Annotated in this window: 14 protein-coding genes; 1 reads left to right on the forward strand and 13 read right to left on the reverse strand. The window is 39.1% G+C overall.

Going from position 1 to position 16246, the window contains the following annotated elements; all coding sequences use genetic code 11:
• Positions 1-109 precede the first annotated feature (109 nt).
• From CDZ94_RS12080 to CDZ94_RS12115, 8 genes are all read right to left on the reverse strand, one after another.
• Entirely contained in the window at positions 110-1186 is a 1077-nt protein-coding gene (locus CDZ94_RS12080) for an isocitrate/isopropylmalate dehydrogenase family protein (protein ID WP_198546719.1), read from the reverse strand.
• Positions 1187-1275: 89 nt separating this feature from the next.
• Complete coding sequence (locus CDZ94_RS12085; protein ID WP_096437368.1) at positions 1276-2619, reverse strand: MmgE/PrpD family protein; 1344 nt, start codon at positions 2617-2619, stop codon at positions 1276-1278.
• Between the two features lie 32 nt (positions 2620-2651).
• Positions 2652-3443, reverse strand: a complete 792-nt coding sequence (locus tag CDZ94_RS12090; protein ID WP_157812098.1) for an SDR family NAD(P)-dependent oxidoreductase — start codon at positions 3441-3443, stop codon at positions 2652-2654.
• A 31-nt stretch (positions 3444-3474) separates the two neighbouring features.
• Positions 3475-4986, reverse strand: coding sequence for a tripartite tricarboxylate transporter permease (locus tag CDZ94_RS12095; RefSeq protein WP_198520788.1), 1512 nt, complete (start codon positions 4984-4986; stop codon positions 3475-3477).
• Between the two features lie 14 nt (positions 4987-5000).
• Positions 5001-5471 carry a tripartite tricarboxylate transporter TctB family protein gene (locus CDZ94_RS12100; protein WP_157812097.1) on the reverse strand — a complete coding sequence of 157 codons (471 nt, stop codon included), beginning with the start codon at positions 5469-5471 and terminating at the stop codon, positions 5001-5003.
• A gap of 13 nt (positions 5472-5484) precedes the next feature.
• Positions 5485-6513 (reverse strand): tripartite tricarboxylate transporter substrate binding protein, encoded by a 1029-nt coding sequence (locus CDZ94_RS12105; protein WP_096437374.1) that lies wholly within the window; start codon positions 6511-6513, stop codon positions 5485-5487.
• A gap of 363 nt (positions 6514-6876) precedes the next feature.
• Entirely contained in the window at positions 6877-8289 is a 1413-nt protein-coding gene (locus CDZ94_RS12110) for an MmgE/PrpD family protein (protein WP_096437376.1), read from the reverse strand.
• 10 nt (positions 8290-8299) lie between these two features.
• Positions 8300-8947 (reverse strand): GntR family transcriptional regulator, encoded by a 648-nt coding sequence (locus tag CDZ94_RS12115; protein ID WP_096437377.1) that lies wholly within the window; start codon positions 8945-8947, stop codon positions 8300-8302.
• Positions 8948-9128: 181 nt separating this feature from the next.
• On the opposite strand from CDZ94_RS12115, the gene CDZ94_RS12120 reads away from it, so the two are divergent.
• Positions 9129-10304: an MFS transporter gene (locus CDZ94_RS12120; RefSeq protein WP_096437378.1), complete on the forward strand. Its 1176-nt coding sequence runs from the start codon at positions 9129-9131 to the stop codon at positions 10302-10304.
• Positions 10305-10737: 433 nt separating this feature from the next.
• Here the strand turns inward: CDZ94_RS12120 and CDZ94_RS12125 are convergent, their stop codons facing one another.
• The 5 genes from CDZ94_RS12125 to hisD all read right to left on the reverse strand — a co-directional run bounded on the left by CDZ94_RS12125 (position 10738) and on the right by hisD (position 15871).
• Positions 10738-11490: an ABC transporter permease gene (locus tag CDZ94_RS12125; RefSeq protein WP_096437379.1), complete on the reverse strand. Its 753-nt coding sequence runs from the start codon at positions 11488-11490 to the stop codon at positions 10738-10740.
• Positions 11491-12252 carry an ABC transporter ATP-binding protein gene (locus tag CDZ94_RS12130; protein ID WP_096437380.1) on the reverse strand — a complete coding sequence of 254 codons (762 nt, stop codon included), beginning with the start codon at positions 12250-12252 and terminating at the stop codon, positions 11491-11493.
• Between the two features lie 604 nt (positions 12253-12856).
• On the reverse strand, positions 12857-13204 hold the full coding sequence (locus tag CDZ94_RS12135; protein ID WP_096437381.1) for a DUF1048 domain-containing protein: 348 nt from the start codon (positions 13202-13204) through the stop codon (positions 12857-12859).
• Between the two features lie 14 nt (positions 13205-13218).
• Entirely contained in the window at positions 13219-13545 is a 327-nt protein-coding gene (locus CDZ94_RS12140; RefSeq protein ID WP_096437382.1) for a PadR family transcriptional regulator, read from the reverse strand.
• 1030 nt (positions 13546-14575) lie between these two features.
• Positions 14576-15871, reverse strand: coding sequence for a histidinol dehydrogenase (gene hisD, locus CDZ94_RS12145; RefSeq protein ID WP_096437384.1), 1296 nt, complete (start codon positions 15869-15871; stop codon positions 14576-14578).
• Between the last annotated feature and the right edge of the window lie 375 nt (positions 15872-16246).

The following is a 16246-nucleotide window of genomic DNA, read 5'->3' on the forward strand; positions in this document are numbered from 1 at the left end:
TCCATAAAAAATACCTACGCCTTCACAAATCTTCCCACCAAAATAAATGAGATGACTGTCTGTGAAAGCATGCCATTTCATATTTATTATTAGACATTGAGTTTTATAATTAAACGTGAACGTTAGATACGTAAGAACAAATAGCTTTTCCCATTTCTTTAGTAGTCGCCTCTCCCCCCATATCCGGGGTTACCATTCCTTTTTTTATTGCATGGTTAACAGCATCTTCAATTAATTGGGAAGCATTCAGTAAAGAACTATCTTTGTTCTGCACCCCAAGCCACTCTAATAACATTTTTCCAGACATAATTAAAGCATAAGGGTTAGCAATTTCCTTTCCAACAATACCGGGTGCAGAGCCGTGTGTTGCTTGTGCCATACTGTATTTTGGTCCAATACATAGCCCAGGGGCCATACCCAATCCCCCGACCAATCCAGAGGTTAAATCAGATAAAATATCACCAAACATATTTGTCGTTACTAAAACATCAAATTTTTGAGGGTTCATCACTAATGAAGCCGCTGAAGTATCGACATGCATTTCCTCATACAAAACATCAGGGTATTTTTGAGCTACGTTTCGACATGATTCAACAAATAACCCGCAACCCATTTTAAAAACAGATTTTTTGTGTATTGCAGTAACTTTTTTTCTTCTCTGTTGCGCTAGTTTAAATGCAGTTTCAGCAACAGCCTCCGAATTTCTTCGTGTAATGACTCGCACAGACATAGCAAGGTCAGAAGTAGGCATGAATTCTCCTGTTCCTGCATAGACATTGCGATCTGGTTGAAACCCTTCGATATTTTCCCTTACAACTATTAAGTCAACATCATTTTGAACGGAATTTACATTAACATAAGAACGACTAGGACGGACATTACTGTGGAGATCGAAGACCTTTCGAATTATTGGATGGGGATTTATTGCCTTGGGATCGTTTTTTGGATAAACTGCATGACCAATAGGGCCTAAAACCCAACCATCCATATACTTAAGCGAATCTAATGTATGTTGAGGTAATGTTTCTCCACAGTCTAAGTAGGATTTGTAACCAATAGGGAGTTCCACCCAATCAATCGCGACATTATTGTATTTTGTTGTAGAAGCTTTCATAATTTCGACAGCTAATGGTACAACCTCGTGGCCAATATCATCACCATTCATTACACCAATTTTGTACTGCAACAAAAAACCTCCCCATTTATTGAAGACAATTAGTTTTCTTTTTGCCAAAAAGGAGGACCTTTTAAATGAGGTCCTCTCTTTTCTCTATATTAATTCATTAATATTCTTTCATTATATAAAGATCCGATGACTTCATTAACTGAGTCCAATTCTTCAAACCTCATCGTTTTCTCAATAACCTCATCGATCTTATCCTGTGAAATAATTGGTTTACACAACTTTGTAAACTTCTTATTTAACATTTCTTGCGTCATTGGATTGTCTATACTTCCTGTTGCATCTTCAATAACAACTACCTGTGTTGTACCATCAGTCTTCTTAAGTACAGCTTTCACCTTCTCTTCACTAATGTCTTCTGATACAACCGGTTTAATTTTTTTACGCATTTCAACAGTATTAGAAGCATTTACTTTTTCATCACTATACTGTTCTTCTGCAGCATCTTTTTCTAAAAACGCAATAGCCCCTGTATGATAAATACTAAATTTACCTTCTAATCCAGTTAACGGTTGATCCTTACCAGTTAATTCAAGTACATATGGGTTTACTGTTAATTCAATACTCTCTACTTCTTCAGGTGTTGCGAACTCAGAAAGTTGAATACATGCATCAATTGATGGATGAAGAACAATTCCACATGCATACGGTTTAAATGCATTCTTCTCGAACTCATATGATTCTCCCCATTTATCAAGAACCTTAGTTAAGTCATGTGAATCGGACATTACATTTGCAAACCCTCGTTTTGCTTCAAGTACTTGTTTCGAACTCGTAAAACCTTTGTCTGCGAGGAGTGCTGCTAACAATCCATTCTGAGCCGCTTTTCCTGGGTGAAATGGTTTTGTCATCGTACCAAACATTTCTCGTAACCCAAATGCTTGTGTTCCTGCAATACCTAAAGCCATTACCATTTTTTCTTTATCAAGGTTTAATAAAATACCAGCAGCTACAGCTGCACCAAAACAACCTGCTGTTGGTGTAATATGATAACCTTTTTGATAATGCGAAGGATACACAGCGTTACTAATGCGTAGTTCAACTTCACACCCTAGTATAAATGCACGCAACAACTCTTTGGTTGATAGATTCCGCGTTTCACCTAGTGCGAAGACAACAGGGGCAATAGGTCCACTTGGATGATGGATCGTATCTAAATGTGTGTCGTCGAAATCAAAAATATGAGATGATGTTCCATTAATCAAGGCAGCCATTGAAATGTCTGTTTTTTTATTTCTACCTAAAATCGTCGCTTGTTCTGATGACCCTAGTTCATCAGAAACTTCTAGTAACATATCAATCGATTTATGTTCAATTGCCCCAACGGTAACCCCTAACCAATTAAGTAAGCTTTTTTTCGCATGTAAAATTGTACTCTCCTCAAAGCTTCCATAAGACGTTTCAAAAATCTTATCCACCAATTGTTTTGTTAGCATATTAATTCCTCCAAGTATTTATTTTTCAAATCTTAAATAATAGATTTGATTAAACCACCATCAACATTGATTGACTGTCCAGAGATATATGAAGCTTGCTCTGAAAGTAAGTAGACAATCATCGAAGCTACTTCCTCGGTTGTACCTAGTCTACTTAGCGGTATTGTCTCTGCAAGGTGAGATACATGTTCTTCAACTGGTATGTTTTTTTCTTTAGCTTCATGTAACATACGATTCTGCCTGCGCTCTGAGAGGATTTTCCCGGGGCAAACATTGTTTATACAAATATTGAACGGTGCTAATTCTTCCGCTAATGTTTTAACAAATGTTAGAGTGCCAGCTTTCGTTACGTTAGATATTAGCTGATTTTCTGAAGGCTGCTTTGCTGATGCTGAGCCAACAACGACAATTTTGGGATTAAGGCTTTTCTTTAAATGAGTAAGTGATTCTTGAACAAGATAGAAACATGACATCACATTTAAATCCCAACTACGGTTCCAATCGTCCTCATCTACATTTTCAATCATTCCTTTTTGACTAGCACCAGCAGCAATAACTAAACCATCTAACTTTCCATAATAATTAACTGTTTCCTGAATAAATTCTTGGCATTGCTCCTTATTTGTTATATCTCCAGTATATAAAAACGGATAATAACCAGTTTCATCTTGTATACTTTGAGCAGCTTCCTTCAGTTTCTCTTCATTCCTCGCTAAAATCGCAACTTTCGCTCCTTCTTGTACGAGCTGTATAGCCGCACCGAAACCAATTCCGTAACTTCCACCTGCTACAGCTACAACTTGATCCTTTATACCGAGGTCCAATATTCCTCACTCCCACTCCTGCTAATTTCAGTTAGAAGCTCTGTGTATTGTTTGAGTTATCTTTCTTAATATTTTTCATTAAACGCTCTTGAACAAATGGTGCAGTTAAGCTAATTACAGCTAAAAGTAAGCAAATTAAAGCAATAGGTCTTTCAAGGAAGATCATTAGTGATCCATCTGACATCTCTAAAGAACGACGTAAGTTCGTTTCGATATAAACTCCTAACACCAAACCAAGGACTGTTGCTGGTGGTGAAAAACCGAAACGTTTCATGAGTAACCCTACAACACCGAAAAAGAGAACGACACCAACATCAAATAAATTGTTATTTAGAGAGTAAGACCCCACGAACACTAATGGGAAAATAATTGCCAATAACATAGGTGTTGATACAGTACTAATTTTTATAGCAGGTTTAATCACAAAGTAACCAACTACTAACATCATAAACTGAGCAATTAACATTCCGACAAAAAGTGAATATGGAATCTCAGGTTGTTGTTCAAACATCAGTGGACCTGGCGTGACACCATGTACAATCAAAGCCCCAATCATAATCGCTGTAGTATTTGATCCAGGTATCCCTAAAGCTAACAAAGGTACCATAGCCCCACCGGTCACCGCGTTATTGGCCGCTTCTGGTGCTGCCACGCCTTCCAATGAACCTTTTCCAAACTTTTCTTTATTTTTAGACCAACGTTTTGCTTCGTTATAAGCTATCCAAGAACCAATAGAACCACCGACACCAGGCATAATCCCAAAAAATGTTCCAGCAACAGAACCAATTGAAGTTGCTTTAGAAGTTGACTTTAATTCTTTCCAAGTAGGAAACTTCGTTGATACTGATTGATAAAAATTCGATTTTTTCACAGACTTTTTAGCCATTATTAATAGTTCACTAACAGCAAATAAACCAATTAGGACGGGAATCAATTCTAACCCACCTATTAACTGTGAAGATCCACCTGTAAACCTCATTTCACCAGTAAATGGATCCATACCTATGACAGCTATAAAAAGTCCAAAGGCTGCTGATATTAAACCTTTTATTAAGCTTTTAGCTACTAATGCAGCGACAACTGTTAAAGCAAATAATGCTAAAGCAAAGTATTCAGGAGGGCCAAAAGCAAGTGCAACTTTTGCTAATGGAACCGCAATTAAAACTAGGACAATAACACTAAAAATACCACCTATTGTTCCTATAATTAACGAAGTCCCTAAGGCCTTTCCTGTATGTCCTTGTTTGTGTAATTCGTATCCATCTAATACAACTGGTGCATTAGAGGATGTTCCTGGTGCGCCAATTAATATAGCGGGAATACCACCACCATATTCCGCGGCAACATACGTCCCAGCTAACATCATTAAAGCAAGAGCAGGTTCCATACTATACGTAAATGGGAGCATAAGTGCACATGCGATAGAACCTGTAATTCCAGGAATAGCTCCCCCTATTATTCCCCATGTTACACCTATAAGAATAACTAGAAGGGCTTGCCATGTTATTGCGTATTCAATTCCTAATAAGAGATTATCTATCAAACATTAACCCTCCTTTACATCCAAGGAACTGCAGGTAACAATACGTTTAACAAATTTCTAAATATCAAATAAAGTGAAAATGCAACAATTACTGATGTTACTCCCATTTTCCACCACAAGCGTTCCCCTGTAATAGTCATCAACAATATCACTAACAGAATAGTTGTAATTATAAACCCTAGTAAATCCATCATTATAATGTAGAAGATACCCGTGCCTATTACCATTAATACTCGAAGATTCCCTTTATGAAAGAACGACTTCTTTTCCTCTTGGTCCTTTTCTTGCTCCACTTCCTTATTACGGAATGACATCCAAACAAGTATTAAACCGAGAATAACGAAACTAATTGCTAGTAATTTCGGATAAAAAGAGGGGCCTAATGAGTCCGAGCTGTTACCCAGCCCAAACCCATTAGCAGTCCAGTAAATTACAATACCTGCTAAAGTTGATAGAATTCCTGTAATTAGATTAACGACATTCAATGAAAATGCCCCCTTATTGCAGTAATGGGCGTACAAAATCATCCATATCACTGTAAATGTCCATAAGCTCTTGACCTGGCGCAAAGTGAGGAACTAAACCTTCCTCTTCCCATGTTTCTTGGAAATCCGGATCATCATAGACCTGTTCAATTGCATCAATTAATACTTGTTGGACACCCTCAGGTAAATCAGGTGGAGCCATGATAGCTCGTGGGCTGTAAGGTACAACATCCCAACCTGACTCTATCATTGTCGGTATATCCTCTAATTGTGGATGCCGTTCTTCTGTTAAAGAAGCAAGAATTTTTACTTCTCCAGCTTCTAGCTGTCCTCTTAGTTGTGAATACTCTCCCAAACCAACATCAACATGACCCCCAACAATATTTACCAACCCTTCACTTCCTCCTTCGAAAGCAACGGTAGATGGGTCGATATTGGCTTCGTCATAAATCATCGCCAATGTAATGTTATCTTTACTACCTGGCGTACTTGAAGCCCAGTCTAAATCTCCAGGATTATTTTGTTCGTATTCAATTAATTCTTCAATACTATCAAACGGACTATCTCCTTTGACATAAATAAAAGCTGGATCTGTAAAGACTTGTGCTAAAGGTGTGAAATCTTGATAGGATATGTCCATATCAGACATTATTGGTGAACTAATTAAGGTTGCTGTTGTACCCACCAATGTGTAACCATCTGGATCTGAATTCAACGTATATTGCCATGCATTTGCTCCCCCTGCACCTGTACGATTTTCTACTACAATAGGTACACCTAAAATTTCTTCAAGAGGCTTTGCTGTGTTACGCAGAAACAAGTCTCCTCCAGAACCGGCTCTCGAATGATAGAGAATCGTAATTTCTTTCTCTGGGAAGCTAATTTCTTCTTCAGCGCTTTGTCCTTCTTCACTTGAAGATGCCGAGGCCTCAGAAGAATCTGAACTTATTGTATCACTTTCATTTTCATTTCCATCTCCACAAGCCACTAAAAAGAGTAATAACGATAGAGTGAACATTAATAAACCTTTAAAATTTTTCACGCTTTACACACCCCTAAGAACAGAATATTCCGATAATTTTTCGGATTAAAAAGTTCAAGAATAAATGAACAGCCGCTGTCTTTGAAGACATTATTCCTCTTGTGACAAAAATCTATTTTACACTTGGCTTGTAATACAATTTGTCATCTAACTATGGTACAAGTTCCTTCAATAACTAAAGGTAGAACAGAATTCCGAAACTAGTTGCTTATTCTTATCTTGCTGGTTTAAATATAAAAGGAGATCCTGACTAAATTCTTGTGGTATTTTAATTTCTTTAGTGGAAAGTAGGGTAGGATATCCCACAGTCCGTGCAATTCTTGATAATAATAAACCTCGGTGCTGCACACTCCCTTTAGTGCTTTAGGAATATACATCGTCTCTCTTTTCTACTTTAATATAATCAGTAAATTCCGATATTACTGATATTTTTTCCAGTTTCATAATCTTCTCTAGAACCTTGCTAGCTTGCTCTTTTGATAAACTATGCTTTGCATTGCTTGTATATTTATTTAACACTTCTTCATTTGACATTGGGTGTTCTATACTTCCTTTATTAAATGGTTGTTTGTCTTCTAAAATTCTTCCGTCTATTAAATGTATTTCCAACCAACTTGGATAAGTATTTGGATAGGTTGAATTTTCATCTATGGCATAAACCACTTTTTCTGTCATATCTAAAATACTAGGGTCTTTTATTTTCTCTTCGCTATAAGTATCGATTGTAACTTCTTTATCTACTAAGGCAGCTGCAACACTATATTGAAGACTAAACTTCCCATGGTATCCAGTTTCAGGTCTTATCTTGGTTGCTACTGGCTCACAAACTGTCTGGGCTGCATCAGGGTGAATATAGCAAACGACTTTTTTAATCTCTTCTGTATTGAATTGATATTTATCTGACAGAAGTAAAGCGCTTTCAATATAAGAATGATTTATTACACCGGTAGGGTAAGGCTTGAAGCAAATGTTTCTAATTTCCCACCGCTGTCCTAATTCATTTAATAGCGCTTCATAATCAGCATCTTTAGGGTGAAGGTGACTTTTAAAAATACCAAACCTACCTTCATACACCGTTTTCGTTCCAGTAAAGCCTTCTTTTGCTACTAATGCAGCCATGACAGCACCGTGAGCGGCCCAACCCGGATGATACATTTTTGTCCATGATCCTCCAGATAAATAGGCTTCCCTTAAACCTGACCCCGAGCTCCCTGCAACACCTTGAGCATTTACCATTTCATCTTGAGAAAGTCCTAGTAATTTACCTGCTGCTATGACGGAACCCATAATTCCAGCCATGGGGGTTGTATGAAAGCCTCTTCTCTGGAACAAGCCATGTGCCGACAAGCCTACACGGCATGCAACTTCAAACCCAACTACTGCAGCTTCTAAGATCTCCTTGCCACTAGCATTGATTTGTTCTCCTATTGCGAGAACGACCGGAACAATAGTTGGACTAGTGTGTGTTACTGAGCCACTATGTGTATCATCATAATCTAAGCCGTGAATGGAAACTCCATTTACCAATGCAGCCCATGCCGCTGGATACTTACCAGTCTTTCCGATAATTGTACTTTCTTCTTTCCCTCCCATACTCTTAACAACATTGTATACTGGTTGAGTAAAGTCCATATCTGCTGAAGCGTAACAGAGCCCTACTGCATCAGCAAATAGCTCTTTTACCCTTGTAACTACATCAAGTGGAGCATCTTCTAATTTAAAATCTTTTGCAAACGCTGCTAACTGCTGTGACGGTGTTAGTTTTAATTCTTCCACATTATCCCTCCTAAAAGCTTTTTAAGAGTGCTTTTAAACTATTTTGAACGTGCACACCCGTTATCTCTTCGGCTAGATCAGTATCCCCCCTCTCGATCGCTTCACAAATCTTGTTATGTTCTTCAATGTTAATTAAAGAACGGCCTTTATAAGACAATGATTTAGAACGAAATAGACTAAGTTGCGATGTTAGTGGTTTGTAAACATTGATTAGGTAGGAATTATTAGTACCCTCAACCATTAATAAGTGAAACTGAGCATTGATTATTGCTTGTTCTTTCACATCATTATCTTTAGCTGCAATTTCTGCTTGTCTAACATTTTGCTTTAACTTTTCTATTAAAGTGATATTTTGTTTCTCCGATAAGAGCCTTGAAGTCAATTTTTCCATATACTCTCTTACACGATATAGATTAATAATTTCTTCTTCTGTAAATGAACGTATCATTACACCTTTTTTAGGTTGATAAGTTACTAACCCTTCTCTTTCCAACCTACGGAATGCTTCACGAACTGGTGTCCTGCTTACATCTAGCATATTTGCAATTTCTCTCTCACTTAAATTTTCTCCTAAACGAAAGTAGCCCGAGGTAATTAGGTCATACAACCTATCAAATACAACGCTTTGTTTAATTGACACAGTATCTAGACTGTTCAATTCTCTCCCCCCTCTTCCAAATTTATAAATTAATATTTACAAACCATACCATATGAGTATATTATTACTGTATTCCAAAGTGGTGTTCCGAAATGGTATACCACTTCCGATAAACAAAGTATAGTAGTTGAAGATTTCAATGTCAATAAAAAATTCAGATTATTTAAATAATTTTTAGAGGGTGGTTTTTATTAAAAAAATTCTATTAATCTTTTTAGTAGTGTTTTTTCACCAATTAACAATTCAAGGTACACGCCCCTTAATACCTTTATTGGCTGATGACTTAGGAGCGGGTAAAATTGAAATAGGCATTATTGCTGCAACTTTTGCAGTATTCCCTTTATTTTTTGCTATATCAGCTGGAAAGTGGATTGATAAATGGGGAATTAAATGGCCTATTGTTTTGGGTTCTATCGGTGTAACTATTGCCCTACTAATACCTTACCTTTTCCCCGTTGTGCTAATACTTTACTTATCTCAAGTTTTTGCTGGCTTTTCACAAATATTTATTAATATTTCCTTACAGAATGCCATCCGTTTGAATAGTCCTAAAGACCAGCGTGATCGTTATTATGGTTGGTTTAGTTTTTTCCAATCAGCGGGGCAATTTTCTGGTCCATTAATTGCCGGTGTTGTTGCAGACTCAGCAGGTATACTTTTTGGATTTTTAATATGCACAATTATTGCTCTCCCTCCGATACTATTCGGTTTATTCTTATCCAAGAAAACACTGGAATTAAAAATTGGAACAAAGGAAAAGGAACAGAATGAGGAGTCAAGCTCTGAGGATTCTACAATTACATTAATTCAAATGATATCTATAAAAGGAATGCATCAGGCCATGCTTGCTAGTATGTTAGTACTAGCTTCAAGAGAAGTGATGATGACATATTTCCCATTGTATGCAACAGAGGCTGGTCTTTCTATTACTGCAGTGGGCTTAATTTTAGGGATACAAGGATTAGCTCAGATGTTTATCCGATTACTACAAGGAAAAATTCTCTCTAAATTTAAACGTCACTATGTGTTATTTATTTCTTTATTCACAGCAGGACTTTCAATTGTTATACTAACCCTTTTCAATAGTTTACTAATATTAAGTATTATTGCGGTGTTCATTGGACTAGGGATAGGTTTAACACAGCCACTTACCATGGTTTCAATTGTTAATCTAGTTTCCGCTACACACACAGCCCAGGCTTTAGGTCTAAGAATGGCTGGTAATAGATTATCTCAAGTCATTAGTCCAATTGCTTTTGGAGGAGTAGCACAAACCTTTAGTGTTAGCTTTATCTTCGTAATAGGTGGTAGCTTACTAATGTTAGGTTCATTTTACGTTTCTTTATATAAAAAGTGACTTTGTCGTATTAGAGTACACTCTGAACACATAGAATGAGAAAATGCTGACAAAATAGCTAACCGTGTCTAACCTACTGATTTTAAATAAACGTTTAATTAAACAAACATGAGGTGACAGGGGCAGGCATCGTTCGAGTTCAATTTCAGTACCTGAACGATCCACTAATACCAGGATATTTATTTATCTATACTAGTCAACTATGAAACTTTGACAAATCCCGGGTTATGATAGGACGGAATTTAAATGGCAAACTCAAAATGGAAGTGGTAGCGTTTAGTAGAAGTTCACCTAGAAGGATATCTATTGTTTTTTAATGTGTAATCAAAAATACATTTTCAGCTGTTTAAGGTGAAGTGACTGTTATCCATTCAGGGAATTCAGGTTAAAGAACAGCCGGGACACGGGACCTGTCCCCATGTCCCTCCGCTTCTTATCCTACTAATTGGCGTTCAAATACTTTACTGGCGATGAAATAAGCGATGACCATGATGCCGCCGCACCAGGCAAGTGCGATCCAGATATCATTGCCAACAGCCCCTTCATACAAAAGGGCACGAATCGAATTAACGATTGAAGTCACGGGCTGGTTCTCAGCAAATGCACGAACAATTTTAGGCATAGTTTCGGTGGGGACAAAAGCCGAACTGATAAACGGCAGGAAAATCAGCGGATACGAGTAGGCTGTTGCCCCTTCCATAGACCCTGCTGTCAATCCGGGAATGACTGCCAGCCATGTCAACGCCAGCGTAAACAACACGAGTATTCCAACTACCGCTAACCACTCCAGAATATCAGCGTTGGAACGGAACCCCATCAAGAGCGCGACAAGGATAACCACCACTACAGCAAGTGCATTGGAAACAAGCGAGGTCAATACGTGAGCCCACAATACAGACGAGCGCTTGATGGGCATGGTAATGAAGCGTGCCATAAGTCCGCTCTTTACATCGTTAAACATCCGCAGGGAAGTGTAAGCGACTCCGGATGCGATTGCCATCAGCAAGATTCCCGGCAATAAATAATTGACATAGTTGTCCGTGCCTGTCTCTATGGCACCGCCAAATACGTAGACAAACAGCAGCATCATCATAATTGGCGTAATCGCCACCGTGATAATTGTATCCGGGCTCCGCATGATGTTACGCATTAGACGCCCTAGTAATACCCCTGTTTTACTTTTCATTTACATCTCCTCCTTTTTGCCGATAATCTCAAGGAAAATTTCCTCCAATGTTGGCTGCTTCTCGATGTACTCCACTTTCACTGGTGGGAACATCTCTTTGAGTTCGGTAAGGGTACCAGTGGTAATGATTTTACCGCCATGCAGGATGGCGATACGGTCCGCCAGTTGTTCGGCTTCTTCCAAGTACTGGGTCGTAAGCAAGATGGTCGTGCCACCGCCGGCAAGCTCCTTGACGGTTTCCCAGACTTCAATCCGCGCTTCGGGGTCAAGCCCTGTCGTCGGTTCGTCGAGAAAAATAACTGCTGGCGTGCCGATCAGGCTCATGGCGATGTCAAGTCGGCGCTTCATCCCACCAGAATACTTGTCTGCAGGGCGGTTTGCCGCATCAGTCAGACTGAATCTTGTAAGAAGGTTGTCGACCACTTGAGCAGCATTGGAAACTCCTCGCAATTTAGCGATCATCAACAGGTTTTCCCGCCCTGTGAGCATGCCATCTAAAGCTGCGAACTGTCCTGTCAGGCTGATATTCTGGCGAATAAGATCTGGTTGCCGATAAACGTCATAGCCACAAACACCTACTTCGCCACCCTCTGGCTTCATCAACGTCGAGAGGATGTTAACCATCGTTGTCTTGCCCGCTCCATTTGAACCCAGCAGTGCGAAAATTTCACCGCGCTGCACCTCAAAATCAACCCCCTTTAAAACTTCCTTGTCTTTAAAGGATTTCTTTACCCCTTTTACTGAAATTGCTACATTGCTCATACTTTTTTCCTCCTTATAAATAGCCCAGCGAGGTCGCTTGCGAAGTCCAGAAATTAACGGGCTTTGTCTGATAAGTAAATTGGTTCGCTTCAGACAAAGAAGTAATTATTCGGTCGAACGCCTTGCGAAACTATTGTCTGTGCTCCACTACATAGTCTGACTGATATTCTGTATTACTTACTACTAGGTTAAAAATATAAACTGAATAGTTAATGTAGCAATTCACATTTGTACCAGCTATTCAGTCTGTATTATCCTTTGAATTTACTTTTTTAATTGCTTATGATTCTCTCATTCACCTTGTCACGATACTTGGCGAATTGGTTTGAGTGTTTGCCACTAGTTCGTCTACAAAAGACTCCACGTCGTTAGAACAACTGATTAATTTATACAACTGAGTTGTTTAGTTAATAAAAGGATAGCGAAATGTTGAATTAGTTAACGGACTAGCCGGGACCCCGCAGGGCGCTTTTCCCGAGGAGGCTCTCTTCATCATTTGCTTATAGCTCCGTTTTATTTCCGTGTTCCCTATTGCCATTTTTTTATATCGTCAAACGTTTTACCGCTCCTCTTTTAATTGGTTAATTTTAGCCGCGATAAGTCCTCATTTTTCCCAATCGCTTTTGATTCTCTGATTAAGATCTTCACGATATTTGTCCTGCCAAGTTTTCGCATCCTTGACTAGTTCGTCACAAAAAGCGGCCACGTCCTCACCCGTGAGGTCAATGACTTTCTTACTTTCCGCTGAACCTTCCTCGAATAGATCGAGAATGCCGCCAAAGATACGGCGGATATCCTTCCAGTCGGTGAGACCACCAGAGGTCCACATATATTTTTTTATAGCGTTGTAAGCGTTGCGGTACTCACTTGGAAGTGCCTTCGCACGCGCCTCCATTGTCTTCCATTCCCGCTTGTCATCCAGATTTCCAATAATTTTTTCAATAAGACTCATATTAATTCTCCTTTTTATTTATTTTGAGTTTTGAGTTCGTTAATTTTGCTTGAGACGAACTCCCATTTCCCCCAAAAAATTTTAAGCTGTTCTTGACCTGCTGCGTTGAGTGTGTAAAATTTTCTAGGTGGTCCCTTAGTGGATGGCTTTTTCTTGATGTCCACCAGATTGTTTTTCTCAAGCCGCATGGTAATCGTATAAACTGTGCCTTCGACCACATCAGTGAAGCCCAGTTCTCGCAGCTGTTGCGTGATTTCATAACCGTAAGTTTCACCGCGGCTGATGACCTCAAGTACACAACCCTCAAGAACCCCTTTCAGCATTTCTGTGATATGTTCCAAATTTCACCCTCCCCATTTGTATTAGACTATTTTTCAGTACTCTGTATCACATGTATTAAGTATTACTCACTACCGGTATATAGTAATGCAGAATAGCTTCACTTGTCAAGAACAAAACTTTTCAAAATAAAGCCCGTAGGTTTAAACTTATCAATGAGTTTGTAAAGACTCTTGTTGCACATATGTGAAAGTTAATTTGGACTGTTGTAACTGCTAGATTAGAGTTAACACATTCTGCTCGAAAGTATTGAACACTTTTCAGTATTTACTATAGTGGATAGGATCATCTGTTTAAGGGATACCGAATTAATGGTTCATTAGATTACTTAACACCTATTGAATAACAAGTTAATCAGTTTAGTGTTGACATACCCCTATACTTAGTTAAACATAAGTTTTTTCACGCTTAACTGAGTCACGCCACATCGAATAATACTCAATACCTGTATTTATCCCTTACCGCTTCTAACTCAAAACAATTCAATGAGTACCTCTTGATATCGGCTCACTGGAAGCAAAAGAACCGTCTTCTTGTGCAAACAAAAATTTTGCGAGTTAGGAATATATATAAATAGATAAAGGCACAACGAGCAGATAAAATCCGCTAGTTGTGCCTTCTTTCACGCAAAACTTCCGATTGTCCCCTTAAAGAACCGTCCCTCGGCTTCCACGAAAACCCACTGTATAAGTAGGCTTTTCTGCGGTTTAAGGTGAAGTTATCGTTATACATTTAGGGAATCCAGGTTAAAGTACACCCGGGACACGGGACCTGTCCCCATGTCCCGGACAAAATAGCTAACCTTGTCACTTCCACACATTCCTTGTCTAACCCTCTGATTTTAAATAAACGTTTAATTAACCATACATGAGGTGACAAGAAAACCTTTCATTCGACTTAAGTTGTTAATAAAAGCTGATAAACTTCCCTCCCCCCACAACGCCCCAACCGTATTGGTAACGAAAAAAGCTGCCCACCGCTCATATAACGAGATCGGGGACAGCCTGAGGATATATTTTTCGCATTGCCTGGTTATCTTACTGCGTTGCTTTCTTTTTTTTCATAGCGTCTTACGCGAAGGGAGGCTTGTTCTTTATGGCCCATGAATCCTTCGAGGTCGCATAAGCGTTCCGCGTATTTGCCGATTTCTACGCTTGCTTCTTCTGTTACACGCTGGTATGTGCAGTTTTTCAAAAACTTTCCGACCCATAAGCCGCCGGTATATCTCGCAGCTTCTTTCGTCGGGAGGGTATGGTTTGTGCCGATTACTTTATCGCCGTACGCCACATTGGTTTCTGGACCGAGGAATAGCGCACCGAAGTTTGTCATGTTTTCTAAGAAGTAATTTGGATCTTCTGTTAATATTTCTACGTGCTCGTATGCTAATTTATCTGCTTCTTTTACTGCTTCATCGATATTGTCCACAAGAATAATTGAGCCGTTATCTCTCCATGCTTGCTCCGCTATTTCTGCTGTAGACAGGTTTTTTAGCTGACGGGCAATCTCCTCTTCCAAAGAATCCGCTAAGTTACGTGAAGTAGTAATCAATGCTCCTGGAGAGGTCGGGCCGTGCTCTGCTTGACCAAGTAGATCTGTTGCTATCATTTCAACATCTGCTGTTTCGTCTGCAATAACAAGTGTTTCCGTTGGTCCAGCTAACAGGTCGATTCCGACACGGCCGTAAAGCTGGCGCTTAGCTTCAGCGACGAAGGCATTACCGGGGCCGACAATCATATCGACCGGATCGATTGTTTCTGTTCCAATCGCCATCGCTGTCATAGCTTGAACTCCGCCGAGTAGATAAATTTCATCGGCTCCAGCCATATGCATGGCAGCTACAGTTGCTGCCGGTATTTCTCCATTAGAAGGAGGTGTACAGGCAATGACACGGTCTACCCCTGCTACCTTGGCAGTAAGAATACTCATGTGTGATGAAGCAACCATCGGATAGCGTCCTCCGGGAATGTAGCAGCCGACCCTGTTAACAGGAATATTTTTATGCCCGAGGAATACGCCTGGGCGGGTTTCGACTTCAATATCCTGAATCGAGTCTCTTTGATGCTGGGCAAAATTCTGAATCTGTTCCTGAGCGAATTTAATATCTTCGATCACCTGATCTGGTAGTCCTGCAATCGCATTTTCAATCTCCTCTTCTGAAAGACGGAAACTTTCCGGAGACCACTTATCAAACTTCTCAGAAAGCTCACGAACAGCCTGATCACCGCGTTCCTCCACGTCTTTAATAATGCCGTTTACAGCCTCTTGTACCTTTGTATCTGCCTCCAATTTTTCCTGGTCAGTCTTACCCTGCTTAAGAAAAGTTGCCATAAAACATATACACTCCTTCTAAAAGCGAAATTTATTGAATACGTATTCAGTATAAAAGGAAGGCCCTTTATTTGTAAACGGTTAATTTTTAAAATCTCAAAATAGTTTGTCATAAATTACAGGATTAATTATTCTCTAAACTTTTTCTAATTTAATCTTAAGGATGACCTTTTATGGAACAGTACTGGAAGCAGGCTTTCACAAATAGGTGAAGTGAGATATCATAAGAAAAGGTGCTTGCTTTCATATTAAAATACCTAAAGTCAGAAAATTAGTATAATGGTTGACTTTATGATGAAAGCGTTTTACCATTAAAAACAACTTCCTGATTACGTATTCACTTCACTTAGATAATCAGGTAGCAGCTTTAGAGGT

It is taken from the genome of Alteribacter populi (assembly GCF_002352765.1).
GTDB lineage: Bacteria > Bacillota > Bacilli > Bacillales > Salisediminibacteriaceae > Alteribacter > Alteribacter populi.

Coding starts and splice junctions, on each gene's coding strand:
- CDZ94_RS12085 (WP_096437368.1), bottom strand. CDS start 2,619: ATGCTAACAAAACAATTGGTGGATAAGATTTTTGAAACGTCTTATGGA.
- CDZ94_RS12125 (WP_096437379.1), bottom strand. CDS start 11,490: ATGAAAAGTAAAACAGGGGTATTACTAGGGCGTCTAATGCGTAACATC.
- CDZ94_RS12130 (WP_096437380.1), bottom strand. CDS start 12,252: ATGAGCAATGTAGCAATTTCAGTAAAAGGGGTAAAGAAATCCTTTAAA.
- CDZ94_RS12135 (WP_096437381.1), bottom strand. CDS start 13,204: ATGAGTCTTATTGAAAAAATTATTGGAAATCTGGATGACAAGCGGGAA.
- hisD (WP_096437384.1), bottom strand. CDS start 15,871: ATGGCAACTTTTCTTAAGCAGGGTAAGACTGACCAGGAAAAATTGGAG.